The organism is Streptomyces sp. NPDC003042 (assembly GCF_053591315.1).
This window is the reverse complement of record NZ_JBSFTP010000007.1, coordinates 103,249-119,331: the sequence shown is the minus strand read 5'-3', so window position 1 is coordinate 119,331 and position 16,083 is coordinate 103,249. Positions and strand designations below refer to the sequence as shown.

Annotated in this window: 20 protein-coding genes; 12 read left to right on the top strand and 8 right to left on the bottom strand. The window is 69.8% G+C overall.

Translation table 11 applies throughout. The features are described from left to right. The first annotated feature begins 247 nt into the window (after positions 1 to 247). The 6 genes from ACWDYJ_RS06295 to ACWDYJ_RS06270 all read left to right on the top strand — a co-directional run bounded on the left by ACWDYJ_RS06295 (position 248) and on the right by ACWDYJ_RS06270 (position 5,747). Positions 248 to 862: an N-acetyltransferase family protein gene (locus tag ACWDYJ_RS06295; RefSeq protein ID WP_451564303.1), complete on the top strand. Its 615-nt coding sequence runs from the start codon at positions 248 to 250 to the stop codon at positions 860 to 862. Positions 863 to 1,220: 358 nt separating this feature from the next. Beyond that, positions 1,221 to 2,015, top strand: coding sequence for a VOC family protein (locus ACWDYJ_RS06290; protein ID WP_451564302.1), 795 nt, complete (start codon positions 1,221 to 1,223; stop codon positions 2,013 to 2,015). A gap of 367 nt (positions 2,016 to 2,382) precedes the next feature. After that, positions 2,383 to 3,102, top strand: a complete 720-nt coding sequence (locus tag ACWDYJ_RS06285; RefSeq protein ID WP_451564301.1) for a DUF4232 domain-containing protein — start codon at positions 2,383 to 2,385, stop codon at positions 3,100 to 3,102. Between the two features lie 165 nt (positions 3,103 to 3,267). Further along, positions 3,268 to 3,543, top strand: a complete 276-nt coding sequence (locus ACWDYJ_RS06280; RefSeq protein WP_451564300.1) for an isoamylase early set domain-containing protein — start codon at positions 3,268 to 3,270, stop codon at positions 3,541 to 3,543. A 688-nt stretch (positions 3,544 to 4,231) separates the two neighbouring features. Beyond that, positions 4,232 to 4,819: an STAS domain-containing protein gene (locus ACWDYJ_RS06275; RefSeq protein ID WP_451564299.1), complete on the top strand. Its 588-nt coding sequence runs from the start codon at positions 4,232 to 4,234 to the stop codon at positions 4,817 to 4,819. A 106-nt stretch (positions 4,820 to 4,925) separates the two neighbouring features. After that, a complete protein-coding gene (locus ACWDYJ_RS06270; RefSeq protein ID WP_451564298.1) occupies positions 4,926 to 5,747 on the top strand; it encodes a rhomboid family intramembrane serine protease in 822 nt (273 codons plus the stop codon). 79 nt (positions 5,748 to 5,826) lie between these two features. Here ACWDYJ_RS06270 and ACWDYJ_RS06265 read toward each other — a convergent pair whose 3' ends face one another. After that, positions 5,827 to 6,069: a DUF3072 domain-containing protein gene (locus tag ACWDYJ_RS06265; RefSeq protein ID WP_451564297.1), complete on the bottom strand. Its 243-nt coding sequence runs from the start codon at positions 6,067 to 6,069 to the stop codon at positions 5,827 to 5,829. A gap of 219 nt (positions 6,070 to 6,288) precedes the next feature. On the opposite strand from ACWDYJ_RS06265, the gene ACWDYJ_RS06260 reads away from it, so the two are divergent. Both ACWDYJ_RS06260 and ACWDYJ_RS06255 read left to right on the top strand, forming a co-directional pair. Continuing rightward, a complete protein-coding gene (locus tag ACWDYJ_RS06260) occupies positions 6,289 to 6,696 on the top strand; it encodes a YciI family protein (protein ID WP_451564296.1) in 408 nt (135 codons plus the stop codon). A gap of 8 nt (positions 6,697 to 6,704) precedes the next feature. After that, positions 6,705 to 7,865 (top strand): RNA polymerase sigma factor, encoded by a 1,161-nt coding sequence (locus ACWDYJ_RS06255; protein WP_451564355.1) that lies wholly within the window; start codon positions 6,705 to 6,707, stop codon positions 7,863 to 7,865. A 148-nt stretch (positions 7,866 to 8,013) separates the two neighbouring features. Here the strand turns inward: ACWDYJ_RS06255 and ACWDYJ_RS06250 are convergent, their stop codons facing one another. Beyond that, a complete protein-coding gene (locus tag ACWDYJ_RS06250; protein WP_451564295.1) occupies positions 8,014 to 8,430 on the bottom strand; it encodes a J domain-containing protein in 417 nt (138 codons plus the stop codon). A 136-nt stretch (positions 8,431 to 8,566) separates the two neighbouring features. Here ACWDYJ_RS06250 and ACWDYJ_RS06245 point away from each other — a divergent pair, with 136 nt between their 5' ends. Next, positions 8,567 to 8,968, top strand: coding sequence for a hypothetical protein (locus tag ACWDYJ_RS06245; RefSeq protein ID WP_451564294.1), 402 nt, complete (start codon positions 8,567 to 8,569; stop codon positions 8,966 to 8,968). 77 nt (positions 8,969 to 9,045) lie between these two features. Here the strand turns inward: ACWDYJ_RS06245 and ACWDYJ_RS06240 are convergent, their stop codons facing one another. Continuing rightward, positions 9,046 to 9,474 carry an Hsp20/alpha crystallin family protein gene (locus tag ACWDYJ_RS06240; RefSeq protein WP_451564293.1) on the bottom strand — a complete coding sequence of 143 codons (429 nt, stop codon included), beginning with the start codon at positions 9,472 to 9,474 and terminating at the stop codon, positions 9,046 to 9,048. Between the two features lie 262 nt (positions 9,475 to 9,736). Here ACWDYJ_RS06240 and ACWDYJ_RS06235 point away from each other — a divergent pair, with 262 nt between their 5' ends. After that, positions 9,737 to 9,976: a DUF6213 family protein gene (locus ACWDYJ_RS06235; RefSeq protein ID WP_451564292.1), complete on the top strand. Its 240-nt coding sequence runs from the start codon at positions 9,737 to 9,739 to the stop codon at positions 9,974 to 9,976. 72 nt (positions 9,977 to 10,048) lie between these two features. Here the strand turns inward: ACWDYJ_RS06235 and ACWDYJ_RS06230 are convergent, their stop codons facing one another. The 4 genes from ACWDYJ_RS06230 to ACWDYJ_RS06215 all read right to left on the bottom strand — a co-directional run bounded on the left by ACWDYJ_RS06230 (position 10,049) and on the right by ACWDYJ_RS06215 (position 12,891). Further along, positions 10,049 to 11,047, bottom strand: coding sequence for a zinc-dependent alcohol dehydrogenase family protein (locus tag ACWDYJ_RS06230; RefSeq protein ID WP_451564354.1), 999 nt, complete (start codon positions 11,045 to 11,047; stop codon positions 10,049 to 10,051). 197 nt (positions 11,048 to 11,244) lie between these two features. Continuing rightward, positions 11,245 to 11,898: a phosphoribosyltransferase gene (locus ACWDYJ_RS06225; protein ID WP_451564291.1), complete on the bottom strand. Its 654-nt coding sequence runs from the start codon at positions 11,896 to 11,898 to the stop codon at positions 11,245 to 11,247. 6 nt (positions 11,899 to 11,904) lie between these two features. Further along, positions 11,905 to 12,300: an erythromycin esterase family protein gene (locus ACWDYJ_RS06220; RefSeq protein WP_451564290.1), complete on the bottom strand. Its 396-nt coding sequence runs from the start codon at positions 12,298 to 12,300 to the stop codon at positions 11,905 to 11,907. A 108-nt stretch (positions 12,301 to 12,408) separates the two neighbouring features. Then, positions 12,409 to 12,891, bottom strand: a complete 483-nt coding sequence (locus tag ACWDYJ_RS06215; protein WP_451564289.1) for a universal stress protein — start codon at positions 12,889 to 12,891, stop codon at positions 12,409 to 12,411. A gap of 418 nt (positions 12,892 to 13,309) precedes the next feature. Between ACWDYJ_RS06215 and ACWDYJ_RS06210 the strand changes: the two genes are divergently transcribed. Both ACWDYJ_RS06210 and ACWDYJ_RS06205 read left to right on the top strand, forming a co-directional pair. Beyond that, positions 13,310 to 13,534 carry a hypothetical protein gene (locus tag ACWDYJ_RS06210; protein ID WP_451564288.1) on the top strand — a complete coding sequence of 75 codons (225 nt, stop codon included), beginning with the start codon at positions 13,310 to 13,312 and terminating at the stop codon, positions 13,532 to 13,534. Positions 13,535 to 14,036: 502 nt separating this feature from the next. Continuing rightward, positions 14,037 to 14,456, top strand: coding sequence for a C40 family peptidase (locus ACWDYJ_RS06205; protein WP_451564287.1), 420 nt, complete (start codon positions 14,037 to 14,039; stop codon positions 14,454 to 14,456). Positions 14,457 to 14,545: 89 nt separating this feature from the next. On the opposite strand, the gene ACWDYJ_RS06200 is transcribed toward ACWDYJ_RS06205, so the two are convergent. Beyond that, a complete protein-coding gene (locus ACWDYJ_RS06200) occupies positions 14,546 to 15,760 on the bottom strand; it encodes a S8 family serine peptidase (protein WP_451564286.1) in 1,215 nt (404 codons plus the stop codon). Between the last annotated feature and the right edge of the window lie 323 nt (positions 15,761 to 16,083).

Here is a 16,083-nt window from a genome sequence, read left to right as displayed (position 1 = left end):
GCGAGGACCCTCCCACCTGTCCACCCTGGAGTACCCGGGGCGGACGTTTCGACATCGCGTCACACTCTTCCCGCATCCGCCCACCGCATGATCGGTTCTCAGCACCAAAGGGGAACCGCATGCTCGAAACACTCGGCCTGGACCCACTGACCGAACACACCTACCAACTGATGCTCGGCGAACCCGACATCAGCGTGGAGGGATCGCGTGCCGCACCGGCGCCGCGCCCGCCGAGGTGCGCGAAGCCATGGACCGACTCGCCGCGCTGTTCCTGCTGCGCGCGCTGGTCGAGGACGGCAGTTTCGATTCGCTCTTCTTCGACGTTCCCTCCCCGCCCATTCGACCAAGAAGGTTTGATCACATGTCGACCGAAGCGCACACGAAGCCCGTAACGGACACCGCCTCGGCGCGGCAGATCACGGTCCGCGCGGCGCGCCCGGAGGATTTTCCGCAGTGGCGCGCCCTTTATCGCGGTTACGCCGATTTCTACATGGTGGAGCAGACCGAGGAGGCCGCCGCGTCGGTGTGGAGCTGGGTGATGGACCCGGCCCACGAGGTGAACGCCCTGGTGGCGCAGGACGCGGACGGTGTACTCGTCGGTCTCGCGCACTACCGCCCGTTCGCACGACCACTGTCGGCCACGGTCGGCTGCTTCCTGGACGACCTGTTCGTCGCCCCGGAACAGCGTGGTTCCGGCGCCGCCGATGTGCTTCTCGGCGGCCTGCGGGAGATCGCCGCCGAGCGGGGCTGGAGCGTGGTCCGCTGGATCACGGCAGACGACAACCACCGGGCGAGGTCCAAGTACGACCAGGTGGCCACGCGCACGATGTGGGTCACCTACGACATGCCCCCCGCGCTCTGATCCTCTTCAGCCTATTTCCCCTCACGTTCGGCGCCCCCTGCCCAGGGGGCGCCGAACGTGTTTTCCGGAGTGCCTCACCGGTCGGCTTTCTGGCAGCCCCCTGCCATGTCACCTACCTGAACCCGTGATGGCTCGACACCACCGGCCAGGGCGCGGGAACGCATCGCGCGGCCGGGTCACCCGGGCTCTCCTGATCGGGCTCCGCCAACCGGCTCAGGACAGGCGTCAGCCACTGGGCTCTCGGCCATCGGCCGGTCGGCGGTGTCCGACCGTGTCCGGGGAGCGGGCGCCCGTGCCCGGTGGCACGCTGCCTGTGTACGAGACCCGTCCGTGACGTCCCGCGACCCAAGGAACCACCGTGATCACGACTGACTTCGTTCCCGGCTCTCCGTGCTGGCTCGACCTCGGCGCACCCGATGTCGCGGCGGCGACCGCCTTCTACAGCACCGTGCTCGGCTGGGAGTTCCAGAGCATGGGCCCCGAGGCCGAGGAGTACGGCTTCTTCAAGCTGGACGGCAAGGCCGTCGCAGGCCTCGGCCCGCTCACGGAGGAGGGAGCCCGTTCGGCGTGGATGATCTACTTCCATACGCCGGACGCCACCGCGACGACCGAGGCCGTACGGCGCCTCGGCGGCACCGTGCGGGTCGAGCCGATGGACGCGGACGGCGAGGGCCGAATGGCGCAGTACACCGACCCGCACGGTGGACAGTTCGCCGTCTGGCAGCCGGGGAAGATGAGCGGCATGGAGGCCGCGGACCAGCCGGGAGCCCTGTGCTGGACGGAGCTGTACACGACGGACGCCGCCGCAGCCAAGCAGTTCTACGGTGGGCTGTTCGGCTGGACGACCGACGACATGCCCCTGCCGGGCGGCGGCGGAACGTACTCGATGATCACTCCTGCCGGCCAGCCGCAGGAGCGCATGCACGGCGGCATGATGCAGATGCCCGCCGACCAGCTCACCCTCACCGGCGGGCGGGCCTCCTGGCACCCGGTATTCGCCTCCTCGGATTGCGACGCCACGGTCGACCGGGTCAGGGCCAACGGCGGCTCGGTGCTGATGGGTCCCGAGGACGCGGAGGGAGTCGGGAGGCTGGCGCTCTGCACCGACGGGTCCGGCGCGGACTTCGTGGTCCTCACCCCGGCCCCGATGTAGTCCGGGCCCGCCTCCCCCGCAGGAGCGGCGTCACCGTCTGCTGTGGCAACCGCGCTGCGCAAGCGGCTCCTCAACGAAAGCACCGCCCGACGGCGGACGTCGCCGTCACCGAGCCGCAAGGGACCGACCGCCCTGGCACGGGATCCTTGCCCCACCGACTCGGCTGGTCCGACCGGCGACGCCACACGCGCTTCCGCCGAACCCGGCGTACGCGGCGACGGGCCATGGCCACGGGGACGGAATGGTGACCTTCACGTCCTGAGTCCGTAACGGCCCCTCGGGGAAGGGGAGTTCGGCGATTCCACAGGGCAGAACCGAATGGTCGACCGCACCATTTCGAGCCAGGTGAAGCACCACGGGGGCTACCATGCGCACTGCCCGCAAGAGCTGGAAGACCTACGCCCTTGGCGTCGCGGCCATCGCCGCGCTCCTCTCGTCCACGGCCTGCGAGTCCGGCGGCACGGACAACGGCAAGAGCCCCACTGCCTCCGGCACCCCGAGCGCGACCGGCACCCCCACCCCCTCCGGTACCCCGAGCACGGCCGGCACCGCCCAGCCCGGCGGCGGGGGCACGACCGGCCCCTCGCAGAGCTCTGGTGGCGGCTCGGCCAACCCTGGCGGTGGCGGTGACACCACCATCGCGGCCTGCGACGACAACGACCTCTCGATCGCCACGTCGGGGTGGCGACAGGACTCGGGCCAGCACCTCCTCATCACGGCCACCAACTTCACCGACAAGGCCTGCACCCTCTACCACTACCCGTACGTCCGCTTCGGCACCGACATCGGGGCTCCGGTCGGTCCGATGGAGTCCAAGCCGCGGGCCATCGCCACGATCGGGCCGAAAGAGAAGGCGTACGCGGGCCTGTTCGTCTTCCGAGCGGGCCAGGAGACCAGGACCGTCACGTCGATTTCCCTCGGCTACCAAGACCGCGCCCCCAACAGCAACAGGGATGTGGCGCCGCTCGACATCAGGTTGTCGGACGAGGTCGGCTCCCTCACTGTCGGACCCAACCCCCGGGTCACGTACTGGAACACCGATCTCCGCGCGGTCGAGGACTTCCTGTTCAGGTCGGGCAACAGCTAGCGCTGTGACGGTCTCGCGCCGACGCCGGTCGGGACGGTGGCCGCAGCGAGGTCGGGCAGGCAGGCGGGTGAAGTCGGCACCCACCCGGCCGCCTGCGGGTGCCGACGCCCGGCCCGGGCCGGAGGATGAGCCGAAACAGCCCCCTGACCTCAGGAGTTCTCCGCCATGCTCGAACGCCGGCAGCTCAAGGACCGCGCCCAGATCACCTTCGTCCTGCCCGCCGACACGCCGCCCGGCCCGGTCAGCGTCGTCGGCGACTTCAACAACTGGCAGCCGGGCACCCACACCCTTGAGCCCCGCGGCGACGGCATGCGCGCCGCCACAGTCGCCCTGCCCGACAAGAGCGTCCACTCGTTCCGGTATCTGGCCGCAGGCGACTACTGGTTCGACGAGGACCACGCCGACGGCCACGACGGAACCAACAGCCGACTGCACACCTGACCGACATTCCGGGTGCGCCCGGGCGACGTCGGTTACGCGGTTGCCGACCCTCACCCCCTCCGCGCCGCGTCTGATGTGTGGCTCTTCAGGACGGCGGCGCGGAAGGCCGTCATGCACGGGGTGCAGTAGCGTTCCGGTACCCCTTCGGACATAAGTGCGACAACCGTCCGGTTCGCAGGCAGAAGGTATCCGCACAGGGTTCCGGTGGAGCGGTCCTCGGCGATGACGTGCCAGAGCATCTCGGACCGGCCGGGAGTGTATTCGGCGCGCATCTCGTGCATGGGCGTGCCCTTCTGCGTGACGGCGGTCGGGGGGGCGACCGCCGTAGTCCATGAGAGTGGCACTACGCCGAAGAGGCCAACGGAGGTAGGCCAACAGAGGGAAAGGGGACGCGGCGCGTTTGGGAGACCCGAAAGGCTCGGAGCGGCTATCGGCTCAAGGGCTGCGGCTCAGTCCCGTCAGCGCCGCGAGTGAGCTGGATGCGGCTGCCGGACCGGCTTTCGCCGCACGATTCGTGAGCGGGCTGAACGGGAGCAACACCGAGTCGTCGGACGCTGATTCCACCGCTCACGAAACAATGGCGCGGCGTCCCACCGGTGGCCCGCCGCCCCATGCGGACGCCTAGTCGATGCGGCGTTCAGATCTGGGTAGAGGGCTGGTAGGGCTCTCTTCGGCGAGGTGAAGCGCCATGGGTTGCGACTTCCACATCAGCATCCGACGTTACGGTCCCACACTGCACCTGACACCGGCCGGCGAACTCGACTTCGAGGCCGAACCGGCCTTCGACCCGATACGGGAAGCCCTCGCCGACTACACCACGGTGGTGGCCTGCGACATGCGGCACGTGACATTCATGGACGTCACCGGCCTGAACTGCCTGCTCGCGCTCGGTCACCATGCCGAGACCCGGGGCACCATCCTGTTCGTCTACAACTGGCGACGGCAACCGCTGCGGCTGCTTGAACTGGTCGACGACCTCGACCGGAAGGAATCGGGCCTTCCCGCCTACAGCTGTTCCGCCGTCTGTAGCGTCCTGCGGCGCGCTCTCGGCGAACGAGCTGAAACAGACCGCGCCCTCGGCGTCGGAACTGTCCGCGAGGGCCAGGCCGTGAGTCACCGCGGGCACGCCGCCAGCCGCAGCCGTCGGCCGGGCAGATTCCCTACGATCCGGGCAACCCTGATCCCACCGCACCCATCGGAAACCTCGTCTTCGTTGACCGCGCCAGGTGCCGCTCTGCTGCCGGCAGCGCGTCGGCCGCGATGGCCCGCCCCATGAGGACGCACAGGTCTCGACGCGGCGTGGGCCAGTAGGAGCCCACTGAGCCGGGTAGGCGCTGGCGAAGGGATCATCATCATCGCTGGTCGGGAGAGGGGTCGGCCTCATGGTCATTCCGGTCCACGACGCGAACCCGGCGCAGCGCACGCCGTTGGTGGTGTACGCGCTGGTGGCCGTGAACCTCGTCGTCTTCCTGCGTACGCCCGGCCTGGCCGGGTCGGTGGCGGGCCAGGGCTCGCTCGCTCAGTTCTGCGACCTTCAGGCGTTCCTGGAACGGTGGGCGGCGGTACCTCAGGAGCTGATCCACCAGCGCATCCCCCGCTTGGTGCCCACGGGAGACGTGGGCTTCGGCCCGGCCGGTCCCGGCTGCGTCATCGGGCCGCCCGGGTACGAGAAGAGCCCGCCCCTGTCGGTGCTGACCGCGACGTTCCTGCACGGGAGCTGGCTGCACCTGCTCGGCAACCTGCTGTTCCTGTGGATCTTCGGCAACAACATCGAGGACCGCATGGGGCACCTGCGGTTCGCGCTCTTCTACCTCGTGTGCGGGTACGCCGCCTCATACGGTTTCGCGCTGGCCAACGCCTCGTCGGCGACCCCGCTGATCGGCGCCTCCGGTGCGATCGCCGGGGTACTGGGCGCCTACCTCGTGCTGTATCCGCTGGCCAGGATCTGGGTATTGGTCCCCTTCCTGATCTTCCTGCCGCTGAGGCTGCCGGCCTGGGTGGTGCTGGGGATGTGGTTCGCCCTCCAGGCCGTGTACTCCTACGGCGGCGTGGTCTCCGCCGCCGGCACGGTGGCCTACCTCGCGCACGTCGCGGGCTTCGTCACGGGCATGCTCCTCGCCCTGCCCCTGCGGCCGGGCACCACACCGCCTCCCGAGCCACCGGGCCCACAGTGGAGCAGACGTACGGGGACCCAGTGGCCCTGACGAGGCGGTGCTGTGGATGCTGGGCCGGCGGCTGTTCCGTCTGGGGTTCGGCGCCGGGCTGATCAAGGTGCCGGGCGGCTCAGCTGGTTCTCCCACCGGGCTCGCTGCCTTCCGCGCCGGCGTCCCCTGAGGCGCCGGTCCTGGGCGATGCCTTCTGTAGCCGGTCGATCATCCTGGAGGCCTCGGCCTTGGTGAGGTTCGGCGGGATCTCCTCGCTCGTTTCCCTCGCCAGGGTATGCAGGTAGCTCAGTTGTGGCCCGGTCGCCGGCTCGTCTCCGGTCACCCATTCCTCTACGTCCTTGGCCGGGTTCTGCTCGCTCATACTGTCCGGCTACCCACTATTCGCCGCAGATCCCACAGGTAGGGCGAGCGGCGGCCGCCGGGAGATCGTGCCGCCACGAAGCCCACCCCGACGCGCCAGGACCGCACACATCGACGAGAGTCAAAAAAATCGGACGGCGATGTCGAGAACCCGTGACCGGCTCCGTCCCCGCAGTGAACGCGACCACAATGGGTCGCATCAGCACCGAGGAGAAACACGATGGCCAAGTACTTGCTGCTCAAGCACTACCGCGGTGCCCCGGCTGCGGTCAACGACGTTCCCATGGACCGGTGGACGCCGGAGGAGATCTCGGCGCACGTGCAGTACATGCGGGACTTCGCGGCCCGCCTCGAGGGGACCGGCGAGTTCGTCGACGGCCAGGCGCTCGCCCCCGAGGGGACGTGGGTCCGGTACGACGGCGAGGGTCGCCCGCCGGTCACCGACGGCCCGTTCGCCGAGACCAAGGACCTCATCGCCGGCTGGATGGTGATCGACGTCGACAGCTACGAGCGCGCCGTCGAGCTGGCCGGGGAACTGTCGGCCGCCCCCGGAGCGGGCGGGAAGCCGATCCACGAGTGGCTCGAGCTGCGCCCGTTCTACGGTGTGTCGCCCACCATCACGGAGTGACCTCACCGATGAACGAGGCCCTGCTCCGAAGCCTCACCCCGAGCGTGCTCGGCATCCTCGTCCGCCGCGGAGCCGATTTCGCGGCGGCCGAGGACGCCGTGCAGGACGCGCTGGTCGAGGCGGTCCGCGTCTGGCCGGCCGACCCCCCGCGGGACCCGAAGGGCTGGCTGGTCACCGTGGCCTGGCGCCGGTTCCTCGACGCGACCCGGGCGGACGCCGCCCGCCGCCGGCGTGAGGACCGCGTCGACGAGGAGCCCGCGCCCGGGCCCCCGCCCGCGGTGGACGACACGCTCCAGCTCTACTTCCTGTGCGCCCACCCGTCGCTGACGCCGTCGTCCGCGGTTGCCCTCACGCTGCGTGCCGTCGGCGGGCTGACCACCCGCCAGATCGCCCGGGCCTACCTGGTGCCCGAGGCGACCATGGCGCAGCGCATCAGCCGGGCCAAGCGCACCGTCTCCGGCGTGCGGTTCGACCAGCCCGGCGACGTCGCCACCGTGCTGCGCGTCCTCTACCTGGTCTTCAACGAGGGCTACTCCGGCGACGTCGACCTGGCCGCCGAGGCCATCCGGCTCACCCGGCAGCTCGCGGCCGTGATCGACGCTCGCCACATCTTCTACGGCGAGGTGGCGGGGCTGCTCGCCCTCATGCTGCTCCACCACGCCCGGTGCGCCGCCCGGACCGCGCCCGACGGCAGCCTGGTGCCGCTCGCCGAGCAGGACCGCGGCCGGTGGGACACCGGGTCGATCGCCGAGGGCGTCGAGATCCTTCAGGCGGCCCTCGCCCGCGACCGGCTGGGCGAGTTCCAGGCCCAGGCCGCCATCGCGGCACTCCACGCTGACGCGCCCACCGCCGAGGAGACCGACTGGGTGCAGATCGTCGAGTGGTACGACGAACTCGCACGCCTGACCGACAGCCCGGTCGTCCGGCTCAACCGCGCGGTGGCCGTCGGCGAGGCCGACGGACCGCGAGCCGGCCTGGCGGCGCTGGCGGCACTGGACCACTCACTGCCCCGCCACACCGCGGTGGCCGCGTACCTCCACGAGCGCGACGGCGACCCGGCGACGGCGGCACGGCTGTACGCCGAGGCAGCCCAAAAGGCACCCAACCTCGCCGAACGCGACCACCTCACGCGCCAGGCCGCCCGGCTCAACGCCCGCCGGTGTCGCTGACGGGGTCGCGTTCGGATGTCCTGCGCCACTTGCCGCGTCCCCGTGGTCAGAGCGTGGTTTCTCTGCTTCTTCGGACTCGCGCAATGGGTGCCATTGAGGCGACCTGAATTCTGGCGACGGCCACCCGGGGCGAGCAGCTATTGCAGGGCTATATGTGGTAAAGCAGCCATGCCATGAGCCGGTCGAGCGGATCTCCGTACGGCTGCGAGGTGGTCGGGTAGAAAACCGTACGGGAGCCCGCCCGGGGCCACGGATACGGCTGTTTCGCAGTGTCCGCGGTGCACGACCGCACACGTACGGGTATCCGTACCGGATGGCCGGCGGGCTGCTGCCTTGGACGGCGGCGTTCGGCGTCGTAGAGGGACCGCCGCAGTGGATCGTGAAGGGTCCGGTAGGCATCGATGACTTCGGCGAGTTCCGCATCGGCGGCTGGTCCGCTCGGGCGGGTGTCGGGGTGCAGGGCGCGGATCAGCGCGCGGTAGGCGCTGGTGATCTGTTCTGGGGACGCCTCCGCCCGGACCCCGAGGACGGCGTAATGGTCGCGCGACGGCCGTGAGCCGTCCATTGCCCTCACCTCCGGATAACCGGAATGAGCCCTCTCTGCCACCAGTCATAAAACCCGCCCGCGGTGTTGTCAAGGTAACCGCTGACGGGTATATCGATGAGTAGGACCACGCGCAGCCGAAAGGGGGCGAGAGGACATGATCACCGCACTGGCATTGGAACGGGTGGAATTCACGTGCGGCCGCTGCTGGCACGACTGGAGTATCGACTATGACGTCCAGCAGTACAGCGACGACGGAGGCGGGACTTGGGAGTACTTCTCCTGCGACGGCATCGCCGTGCCCTCGCCGTACACCCCCGCCGGTGCCTCACCGTGCCCCGTGTGCGGTCGGCACTGGGTTGGTCGCCTCTTGGCCCGCAGGCTCATCCCCGCGGCACCCGGAGCGGCCGACACGCCGCGCGAGAAGATCACCGACGCGGCCCGTCACCGGCCCGAGCGACGGGGCGCGCCCCTGCTCGGCTCCGCGGCACACGCCCAGCCGGAGCAGCTGGGACCACCCGCCGAGCTCCGCGGACGAGCCTCTGCGACTGTGAGCTGATCACATCCGCGTGCCTGGCCCAGCCGGTAGCCGCCGGGCCGGGCACTGGACTGTTCAGCCGTTCAGCCGTTCATCCGTCAGGCGTTGATCTCCTTGTGCGAGCCGCTCCCGGCCCTGATCTCGATCTTCCGTGGCTGGGCCTGCTCGGCGACCGGGATGGTCAGCCGCAGCACACCAGCGTCGTAGGAGGCCTCGACGCGGTCGGTCTCGAGGGTCTCGCCGAGGAAGAGCTGACGGCTGAAAGTGCCGGCGGGGCGCTCCGCGATCAGCACCTCTCTGTCGTCTCCGGAGGCCGTGGTCCGCCGCTCCGCCTTGATGTTGAGGACGTTCTGCTCAACATCGAGATCGATGGACTCGGGGTCGACACCGGGCAGGTCAAGCTCGACGACAAAGGCGTCACCTTCACGGAAGGCGTCCATGGGCATGGCCGCCGACCGTGCCGCGGTTCCCAGGACCTGCTGGGTCAGCCGGTCGAGTTCACGGAAGGGGTCCGTTCGCATGAGCATCGTCTTTCACTCCTTTCCCACGGGTCACGAATGCACGTGGCGACACCACCTATATAACTCTCCTCAACAAAGTTGACAAGACCCCGCTCAATGATGGGTTGTCCGTCGCTCTCCAGCGCCCATGCGGTCCGTGGCCGGCCGCGTCGGACCACCCATGTCGCCATGTGGCGGCCTCCTGCCATGCCTGTGGGATGGTGGAGAGCGAGGACGGCGTGCTCGTCGGCGTCGTCACACCGGCCGGCGGAGCGGAGGAGATACCGCCATGAACGCGTCCGTTCACCTGATCCCCGTGGCGGGTGGCCGGCTACTGATCCCTGCCGACCAGGTCACATCCCTGCTGCGCCGCCTTGCGGCCGGGTGGCTGCAATCGATGTACGAGGGCGAGGCGGAACTCGACCCCGGCACGACACTCAGTCTGGCCCGTGTGCTGGTGGAGCTCTCCGACCAGATCGACGTCGAGTGCATCGCCTTCCTACCGCTTCGCAGCGAGGACGACGAGTGACATCGCGGCTGCGCTCCACGTCGTAGTGGGCGGCGGCGAGCGCGGTCGGGTGGGACGGGAATCGCCAGGCAGTCAAGAGGCGGGCATCTTCAGGACCGCCGCTCCATGGACCCGCCCCGCTGCGAGGTCGTCCAGGGCTGTGTCGGCGTGGGAGAAGTCGTAGGCGGTCACGGTCGCTCGGAGCCGGTGCTCGGCTGCGGCGGCGAGGAACTCGCGTCCGTCCTGGCGGGTGTTGGCGGTGACGCCGCGGACGGTCCGCTCCCGGAAGAGGTGCCGCTCGTAGTTCAGCGAGGGGATGTCGGAGAGGTGGATCCCCGCGATGCTCAGCGTCCCCCCGCCGACCAGTGCCTCCAGGGCTACGGGGACGAGGTCGCCGGCCGGAGCGAAGAGGATCGCCGCGTCCAACGGCTCGGGGGGCCGCGCCCGGGCGTCGCCCGCCGATGCGGCGCCGAGCTCCAGGGCGAGCGCCTGGGCGGCCTCGGAGCGGGTGAACACGTGGACCACCGCGCCCTGAGCGATGGCGAGCTGCGCGGTGAGGTGGGCGGACGCCCCGAATCCGTAGATGCCGAGCCGCCCGCCCCCGGGCAGGTCGGCGCGGCGCAGGGCCCGGTGGCCGATGATCCCGGCGCACAGCAGCGGGGCCAGCTCCTCGGCGGGGTGATCGGCCGGGAGCTCGTAGGCGTAGGGCGCCGGCACGGTCGCGTACTGGGCGTAGCCGCCGTGCGCGTCCCAGCCGGTGTAGACGGACGCGGGGCACAGATTCTCCTGGCCCCGTACGCAGTACCGGCACGTGCCGCATGTCCCGCGCAGCCAGGGAATGCCGACCCGGGTGCCGACCCCGGGTGCGGTGACCCGGCTGCCGATCGCGACGACCTCGCCGACGCCCTCATGGCCGGGTACGACCCGCTCGAGGTGGGGCGGCAGGTCGCCGTCGCGTACGTGGAGATCCGTACGGCACACCCCGCACGCGTGCACTTCCACCAGCAGTTCCTCCGCCTCGGGGACCGGGACGGGCAGCTCGACGCATTCCACCGTCCCGGGGTGGGCGGCCGGGGCCACCCAGGCCCGCATCGTCGCCATCGCCACCTCCGTCGTCGCATACCGGTTCGGGCGACGCGCCACGCCCGTCGGCCTCTGCCAGCGCTGAATCGAACGGTTTTCCTACGCCCTCACATGCCGTCGGCTCAGCCGGTGCCGCCGGCGCCGCATGGCTGACCTCCCCGGGTCTCGCCGGTCGGCCTGGGCGAGCGGTTCGCGCCTGCGGGTGGTCAGTGGTTCGCCTGTTGGCGTTCCAGGATGGCCGTCACCTCCCGGTCTGGGACCTGGGCGAAGTCCTCGTACCAGACGCCCACCGCGTGCAGGTACTGGTGGGGCTGGAGGCAGACGACCTGGTCGGCTTCCCGGCGCAGCTCCTCCGCGGCCCGCGTGCTGCAGACCGGAACCGCGAGGATGACCTGGGCGGGGTGCTCGGCCCGGATGCGGCGCAGCGCCGCGTGGGCGGTGACGCCGGTGGCGAGCCCGTCGTCGACCAGGATCACGGTGCGGTCGCGCAACATCAATGCGGGCCGGTCCTTGCGGTAGAGGCGCTCGCGGCGGTGCAGCTCGGTCCGCTCACGGGCGACGTCCTCTTTCAGTTCGTCGGGGGTGACGTGGAGGAGTCTGAGGGCACGGAGGTCGAACAGCGGCGGATCGTCGCCTGCGATCGCGCCGATGCCGTACTCGGGCTGGCCGGGTGCGCCGATCTTGCGCGCGACCAGCACGTCCAGGGGCGCGCCGAGGACGGAGGCGACCTCGGCGCCGACCGGGACGCCGCCTCGGGGAAGGGCCAGCACGATCGGATCGGCCCACCCCTGGGCGTCCGCGAGCTCCGCCAGGCGGGAGGCCAGTCGCCTGCCCGCGTCTTCTCGGTCCTTGAAGGCCATGGCGCATCACTCCTTCCTGATGCGGCCCGTGTCACATGCCGGTGGGCTCTGGGGGTCGCGGGCGTACGGCTCGAAGCACAGGTAGGCCTGCCGGGCGTGGTCGGCCTGGTCGGGGGCGTGCTCGGTGAGGTAGTCGCGTACCGCGTGCAGTGATTCCCACAGCGAGTGGACGTCCAGGCCGAAGAAGCCCACCCGGCGGTGCGCGGGCAGCGCGTCGTTGTGGCGGCGCAGCCAACGGCCGCGCCGGCGGTAGTACTCGGCGGTGCCGTGCGACGCCTCGCCCAGCAGCACGAAGCGGGCGTCGCCGATCCGCTCCAGCAGCGGATCAAAGGACCGGCCTGTGTCCAGCGGCAGAGCATCCGCCCTGATCCCAGCATGCCGGTCAAGCGTGGCACTGCTCATCGCTCCTCCCGCGACGCATCGCTGCCCCCGACGATCATCAGCACTGGTGCCTGGAACTGGAACAGGCCCACGGGGATCCGTCCACGGAGACACTGGTCTCTTCCGGCATCATGCCGTCTCCTCCGGGCTCGTCCCCCGGTCAGGCGGGTTCGACGGCGGGCGGACGATGACCACCGGGCAGGATGCGTGCAGGGCGCACTGCTGGCTGACGGAGCCCAGCAGGAGGCGGGCGAAGCCTCCCCAGCCCCTGCTTCCCACCACCAGCAGCTCCGCGTCGGCCGATGACTCCGTCAGCACCTCGACCGGGTTGCCTCGCACCAGGTGCTCCTGAATCGGCACGTCACCGGCCTGGACGAGCACGGTCTTGACCTCGTCGGACAGAGCCTGCTTGGCCCGTCCCTCATCAAAGTCCGCGTCCACCACCGGAGCGGACCAGCCCACCGCCCCAGGGATGTCGTAAGCCGCGACCGCGTCCACCTTCCCCCCGATGAGACGGGCGTGGCGTATGGCCCACCGCAACGCCTCATAGGAAGCCGGGGAGCCGTCGACGCCGACCACGACACGGGGTATCTGGTCACGGGAGGTGTCCATCGCCGGCCCTCTCCCTCTCGGTCCACCGCGCAGTGACGTAGGCGACAGCTCCGGGCCGGATGGCCCGGCAACCGGGGTGCCGTCCACCGCTTCAAGAACCGCCTGCCCCAGCAGCTCTCACCCAAACAGCGAGGGGATGTGGGCGGGCCCTTCTGCTGACCCGGATCCGCGTGATCAGGACGCACGGCACCTCCGGCGGCTGGACGTCCGGCCTCGGTGCTGTCAAGCCCCGAGATTCAGTGTCGTGACGCGGCGCCTCTCGCCGGGGCTTCATGGATGGACAAGCTCACACCGGGCAACGGACGGAGGCTTCATCCGGATCCCGCCGGTGGACACGTACACAGCACCCCTGCCGTTCGACCCGCGCATCCCCACCGACCGACCGCGCCCCCGGTCCCCCATCGTGAAGGAGAACGCCATGACCAGCATCCACCGCCTCGCCCTCCTCAAGGCCGCCATTGGCGTGGGAGCCATACGGGTGGCCCCCAGCGCACTCGGTGCCTCCACGACGACGCCCACCTCCACCGGCACGATCATCCCCATGCGACCCGCCTCCCCGGACGGCCGGGGCGGCTTCGGCGGCAGCGGGCGCCGGCGCTCTGAGCAGACACCGCCCGCCTGGCGCGGGGTCGACGTCACCTGATGCGGCACCGAGGCCGGGAAGGCCCGAGGTCGCCTCCGGGAGCACCCGGGGGACCGGGCAGAACGCGCCGAGGCGGTGCCGGAGCGGCCCGGGCGGGTTCCGGGCGCGCATGATCGCCCGACGTCGAGCCACCATTCGTCGTGCTCACGCAACCGCTCCGGCCTCCTTACACCGGCGGGAAGCGCGCGCGATCACATCATCGACGAGGCGCTACGACCGCCGGGCGATGTGCATATGTTCGCGGATTTGTTACCGAACCGATACGGCTCACCCCGTCTCCGGAAGTGGATTTTTGGCGGCATCGGAGAAAACTGGTCGGCCGTTAGGCGCCAGGAATCACGACATTGAAAGCAGGATCTTCATACGTGTCCGATCGACCGCTGTCGCATCCGAACGCGGAGGTACCACGATGTCCGTCTCCAGGACCGAATCCGAATCCCGTAAGGCCCGACGGGCTCACCGACTTGTTCGCCGCTCTACCGAATTCGGCCCCCCTCGCGTCATGCTGCTGCTCTGCCTCTTGACCACCAGCACGCTGGCCGGCCCCATGTCATCCGCCAACGCGGCAACGTCGTACGGCGTCAGGGCGGTGGCCGTGGCCGCCTCCAAGGAAGGCGCACCGTATGCCCGCGGTGCAACAGGACCAAAACGGTTCGACTGCTCAGGCCTGACGCTCTATTCATTCCGAAGAGCCGGCAGAAAGCTGCCGCGTACCGCCGAGCAGCAGTACAAGCACACGTCTCGCATTCCCCGGAACAAACGCGCATTGGGTGACCTGGTGTTCTTTCCCAGGGGATCGACTGTGGAACACGTAGGCATCTACGCCGGCCGCGACAAGATCTGGCACGCACCCCGCCCGGGCGCCAGAGTACGGCTGGAACGAATCTGGAGTAGGAACGTCCACTACGGGCGCGCCGGTTGACCTCACGGAAATCGCCGCCGGGGTGTACGCCGGGGCCGTCGCACCCCCCTCAGGTGCGACGGCCCCGGCGCCTTCACGGACGGCTCCACCTACTGCGCGGACACCTTCAGCAGCTTGTTCGGGGTTCCGCTGCTCGGGTTGGTGATCTTCCCCGAGGTCGCTCCTGCGGTCAGGGCCTGTGCGACCTCGGCGGGCGACGCGTCCTTGTGTCCGGCCAGGTAGAGGGCCGCCGCTCCGACCACGTGCGGCGTCGCCATCGAGGTGCCGGAGATGGTCTTCGTGCCGCTGTCACTGTCGTTCCAGGCGGAGGTGATGTCGGAGCCCGGTGCGTAGAGGTCCACGACCGAGCCGAAGTTGGAGAATGAGGACTGCGAGTCGCCGGCCGTGCTGGAGGCCACCGTGACGGCCTCCGGGACCCGCGAGGGAGAGCCCTGCCCGGCGTCGGTGGACTCGTTGCCCGCCGCGACGGCGAAGGTGACACCAGCGGCTATCGACCGGCGTACCGCCTCGTCGAGCGCCTCGTCGGCGCCGCCGCCGAGGCTCATGTTGGCGACCGAGGGCCCGCTGCGATGCTGCGTCACCCAGTCGATGCCCGCCACGACCTGCTCGGTGGTGCCGGACCCGTTGTCGTCAAGCACACGGACGGCGACGACCTTGGCCTTCTTGGCCACCCCGTGGGAGGTGCCCGCGATGGTCCCGGCGACGTGCGTGCCGTGCCCGTTGCCGTCGTCGGCGCTCTGGTCGTTGTCCACTGCGTCGAAGCCGTGTACGGCCCGGCCGCCGAAGTCCTTGTGGCTGATCCGCACGCCGGTGTCGATGACATAGGCCGTGACGCCCTCGCCGCCCGCGTCGGGGTAGGTGTACTTCTTGTCCCCCACCGTCTGCGCCTGGTCGATCCGGTCGAGGCCCCACGACGGGGGGTTGTCCTGGGTGCTGTTGATGGAGAACTTCTTGTTCTGGACGACCTTGCCCACGGCCGGGTCGGCGGCAAGTCGCTTGGCGTCGGCCTCCGAAAGCCCTGTTGCGGAGAAACCGTTGACCGCGGACGTGTAGGTGCGCTTCAGCTCACCACCGTACTTCTTGGCGAGTGCCTGCTTGTCCGCGTCCTGGTCGAGCATGACGATGTAGCTGCCGCTCAGCGCTCCGGGTGCGCCGAGCCCGTAAACCGTTCCCTCGGCAGGAGGGGTCGCGCCGGCGAGGGGGGACAGCAGCACGCAAACGCCGGTTGCAGTGGCGACTCCCGTGGCCACCGCAAAGACCCGGAGGCCGCGCGAACGTGTGCGTGCGTGCTTGCGAGTTGACATGAAGTGAGCACTCCTCGTGTTGACGTGTGGGGCGTCAAAGCGTGTCGCCTGACCCGTCCGGAGCCGGAAGATCTCCCGGGGTCAGCTCGAAACCCTGACCGATTAACGGAGTTGATTCAAGGCCGCCCCGGCGGTCAGCGTTATTCAACAAGGTTTCTTAAAGAGACCTCCTCGTCAGCTCCGCAGGATGACCACACTCTTCGAACCACCCACACATACACGTAACTTGCCGATGCATTCGCGAACACACCGCTGAAACAGAGCGCGTTCGTCGCGCAGCAGCCGACCCCGACCCCGGCCCCGGCCCGCACTACCGGACGCCG